Consider the following 3,669-nt stretch of genomic DNA (forward strand, 5'->3'; position numbering starts at 1 on the left):
CGGGCGGTCGACTCGGACCGACGCGGCGGCCGGCCGTCGCCGCCCCTTCGTCGTGTGCGCTGTGGTGCCGTAGCCGATCAGCACGTTCCCGGATCCGGCGCGTTCCTCCTCGCGGTACGCCTCATGCTCGGGGGCGCTCGACGCTGCAGACCCGGCAGCACCCGGAGTCGTTCCCTCCGCCGCCGATGCCGATTCCGGGTCGGCGACCTCGAGCACCGGTGCACCGACGTCGATGGTGTCCCCGGCGGTGCCGTGGAGAGCCGTGACGACGCCGGCGAACGGCGACGGCAGCTCCACCACGCTCTTCGCGGTCTCGACCTCGGCGATCGGCTGGTCGGTCGTGATGGTGTCGCCCACCGCGACGAGCCACGTCACGAGTCCCGCCTCGGTCAGGCCCTCGCCGAGGTCCGGCAGGCGGAAGATGTGCGTGGACGGCTTCAGTGGGGCGCTCATACGTCGTCCTCCCAGTGCAGGGTGTCGATCGCATCGAGCACGCGGTCGACATCGGGCAGGTACCAGTGCTCGAGCTTCGGAGGTGCGTAGGGGGTGTCGAACCCCGTGACCCGTCGGACCGGGGCCGCGAGGTATTCGAAGCAGCGCTCGAACACGCGGGCCTGGATCTCCGAGGCGACGCTCACATATCCGGGGGCCTCGGCGATGACCACGGCACGGCCGGTGGACTTCACCGCGGCGGTCACGGTCGCGTCGTCGAAGGGGGAGAGCGAGCGCACGTCGACCACCTGCACGCTGCGCCCCTCGGCGGCGGCGACATCGGCGACCTCGAGTGCGAGCGGCACGGAGGCGCCGTAGGCCAGGAGCGTCACATCCGTGCCCTCGCGGGCGATACGGGCGGTGCCGAGTTCCGTGGTGATCGAGGTGTCGACTTCGCCCTTCGACCAGTACAGCTTCTTCGGCTCGAGGAAGATCACCGGGTCCGGCGAGGCGATCGCCGCGCGCAGCAGCGAGTAGGCATCCTGCGGCGTCGAGGGAGTGACGACCGTGAGGCCGGGGGTGTGCGCGTAGTAGGCCTCGGAAGAGTCGCAGTGATGCTCCACGCCGCCGATGCCGCCGCCGAACGGGATGCGTATCACCAGCGGCATCCGCATCCCTCCGCGCGTGCGGTTGCCGAGCTTGGCGACGTGGCTGACGACCTGCTCGAACGCGGGCAGCGCGAACGCATCGAACTGCAGCTCCACCACGGGCCGCATCCCGTTCATGGCCATGCCGACCGCGGTGCCGACGATGCCGGACTCGGCCAGGGGCGTGTCGAAGCAGCGGGCCTCGCCGAACCGTGCGGTGAGGCCGTCGGTGATGCGGAAGACGCCCCCGAGCGCCCCGACGTCCTCGCCGAAGACGACCACATCCGGGTCGGACTCGATGGCGTCGGCGAGTGCTCTGTTCAACGCGGCGGCCATGGTCATGGTGGTCGTCGCGGGGGACTCGACCTCGGTGCGGGTGTCGTCGTGTGCGATCGTCATCGGTGGCCTCCGTTCGGGGTGATCCCTGCACCCGCATCGGCGAGGCGCGAGCGCTCGATCTCGTCGCGCAGCAGATGCCATTGCTCGTCGAGCTGTGGCGAGCGTGTCGTGGTGACGAAGCGGAACAGGTCTTCGGGGTCGAGATCCGCGTCGGTGTTCAGCGCGGTCCGCATGGCCGCGGCGATCTCCTCGGCTCCGGCGGCGAACTGCTCCTCGGCCTCGGCGTCGAGGGCTCCGGTACCCGTGAGATGGGTCCGCAGGCGGAGCAGCGGGTCGCGGGCGGTCCAGGCCTGCACCTCATCGCGTTCCCGGTAGCGGGTGTCGTCGTCGGCGTTGGTGTGCGCCTGCATCCGGTAGGTGTGCGCCTCGATGAGCGAAGGGCCGCCGCCGGCGCGGGCGCGGTCCACCGCCTCGCCGAGCACGGCGAGCACGGCGGCGACGTCGTTCCCGTCGACACGCTGTCCCGGCATCCCGTAGCCGACCGCCTTGTGGGCGAGGGACGGCGCCGCGGTCTGTCGCGAGAGCGGGACCGAGATCGCGAACCCGTTGTTCTGCACGAAGAAGACGACCGGCACCTGGAAGACGGCGGCGAAGTTCATCGCCTCGTGGAAGTCGCCCTCGCTGGTGGCGCCGTCGCCGCACAGCGCGAGCACGACCGTGTCCTCGCCGCGGTGCTTGGCCGCCTGCGCGAAGCCGACCGCGTGCAGCAGCTGGGTGGCGAGCGGGGTGGCCTGCGGTGCGACCCGGTGGGCGCGCACGTCGTAGCCCGAGTGCCAGTCGCCCTTGAGGAGGACCATCGCGTCGGCGGGTTCGACTCCGCGTGCGATGACGGCGACCGAGTCGCGATAGGTCGGGAACAGCCAGTCCGTTTCGCCGAGAACCATCGCGGCGGCGACCTGGCACGCTTCTTGGCCGTGGGACGACGGGTAGACGGCGAGGCGTCCCTGACGCACGAGCGCGCCGGCCTGGTCGTTGATGCGCCGGCCCTCGACGAGGCCGCGATAGGCGGCCAGCAGGGTGTCTCCGTCGGGGAGCGCGTAGTGCTCGTCCGCGACAGGCTGTCCGTCCGCATCGATCAGTTGCACCGCGGTGTCTCGCGGAAGCATGTCGGTGTGCAGCATGCGCTCGTCCTCCTTGGCGAACTCGGTGGGGACAGCTTGCCTCTGTGGGCGACAGTCATCCAAGATCATCCGCGAAATACTGGATGGAAGAGCGGCAGATGCGGCATTCTTGATCGAAGTGTCAGATTTTCTGGCCCGAGGGAGGGGTGTCATGATCGCGCTGGACGACACGGACCGAGCGATCCTCGAGGAGCTGCGTCGCGACGCGCGCTCGTCGATGACGGCGATCGCGGATGCCGTGCACATCTCGCGTGCCGGTGCGCACGCGAGGATCAAGCGCCTCACGGACGCCGGTGTCATCACGGGATACACGGTCCGCACGGATCCCGTACTGCTCGGGCATCATGCGAGTGCCTACGTGACCCTCGCCATCGAGCAGGCGACGTGGCAGGCGGTGAGCGACCGGCTGCGCGCGATCCCCGAGATCGAGCACATGGCGCTCGTCGGCGGCGACTTCGACGTGATCCTGCTGGTGCGCGCCAACGACGCCCGCGACCTCCGTCGCATCGTGCTCGAGGACATCCAGGCGATCCCCTCCATCCGCTCGACCCGGACCACGCTGATCTTCGAGGACTACACGCGGGAGTAACGGGGCTCGGGCGCGTTCTGCGGTGCGGGTGGGTTCTGCGGGGCGGGGTCTGCGTGGCGGGGTCTGCGGGGGTGGGGTCTGCGGCGAGTGTGGACAAGTGTTGCGTCGGTGTTTCTGTGGAGGGATTGTCGGCTTCCACGCGTTCTGGAATATCATTCTGATCTGGGGTTATCGGGGTCTCAATGTCGGTGGTCCCGGGTTGACTTGGGGGTATGAACAACCCCGCGGAGCTGCTCGGCCAGGTCGTCGCTGACCTGGATGCGGTGCTGCGCTCTGACGTGATCGCCCGGCTCGGTGACGACGAGAAGATGGGGCTGTTGCGGGTCGCGGGCGAGGTGCAGCGGCGGGTGGAGGCGGTGGTCGTGGAGGCGGTCGCGTCGGTCGATGAGCGGCCGGCGGGGTCGGGGGAGCCGGCGTTCTGTGGGCGCTATGGGTGCCGCACGGTGAACGAGTTGCTGCAGCGGGTGGTGCGTGCGGATGC

General features: G+C 69.7%; 5 protein-coding genes. 2 read left to right on the plus strand and 3 right to left on the minus strand.

Translation table 11 applies throughout. From position 1 onward, the window contains the following. From ACNPM4_RS05605 to pdhA, 3 genes are all read right to left on the minus strand, one after another. Positions 1–453: biotin/lipoyl-containing protein (locus ACNPM4_RS05605; RefSeq protein ID WP_448985007.1), on the minus strand; the 453-nt coding region annotated here is incomplete at its 3' end. After that, positions 450–1,478 (minus strand): alpha-ketoacid dehydrogenase subunit beta, encoded by a 1,029-nt coding sequence (locus ACNPM4_RS05610; RefSeq protein WP_448985008.1) that lies wholly within the window; start codon positions 1,476–1,478, stop codon positions 450–452. The genes ACNPM4_RS05605 and ACNPM4_RS05610, both read right to left, overlap by 4 nt. After that, positions 1,475–2,599, minus strand: coding sequence for a pyruvate dehydrogenase (acetyl-transferring) E1 component subunit alpha (gene pdhA, locus ACNPM4_RS05615; RefSeq protein WP_448985009.1), 1,125 nt, complete (start codon positions 2,597–2,599; stop codon positions 1,475–1,477). The genes ACNPM4_RS05610 and pdhA overlap by 4 nt, the downstream gene beginning before the upstream one ends. A gap of 151 nt (positions 2,600–2,750) precedes the next feature. Between pdhA and ACNPM4_RS05620 the strand changes: the two genes are divergently transcribed. Together ACNPM4_RS05620 and ACNPM4_RS05625 are read left to right on the plus strand one after the other, a co-directional pair. Next, positions 2,751–3,188 (plus strand): Lrp/AsnC family transcriptional regulator, encoded by a 438-nt coding sequence (locus tag ACNPM4_RS05620; protein ID WP_029262374.1) that lies wholly within the window; start codon positions 2,751–2,753, stop codon positions 3,186–3,188. Positions 3,189–3,400: 212 nt separating this feature from the next. Next, positions 3,401–3,669, plus strand: a 269-nt coding sequence (locus ACNPM4_RS05625) for a hypothetical protein (RefSeq protein WP_448985010.1), incomplete at its 3' end; no start/stop codon positions are given.

The organism is Microbacterium umsixpiens (genome assembly GCF_053543675.1).

Excerpts from the sequence above, each read along its gene's own strand:
- ACNPM4_RS05610 (WP_448985008.1), bottom strand. The coding sequence starts at position 1,478 with ATGACGATCGCACACGACGACACCCGCACCGAGGTCGAGTCCCCCGCG.
- pdhA (WP_448985009.1), bottom strand. The coding sequence starts at position 2,599 with ATGCTGCACACCGACATGCTTCCGCGAGACACCGCGGTGCAACTGATC.
- ACNPM4_RS05620 (WP_029262374.1), top strand. The coding sequence starts at position 2,751 with ATGATCGCGCTGGACGACACGGACCGAGCGATCCTCGAGGAGCTGCGT.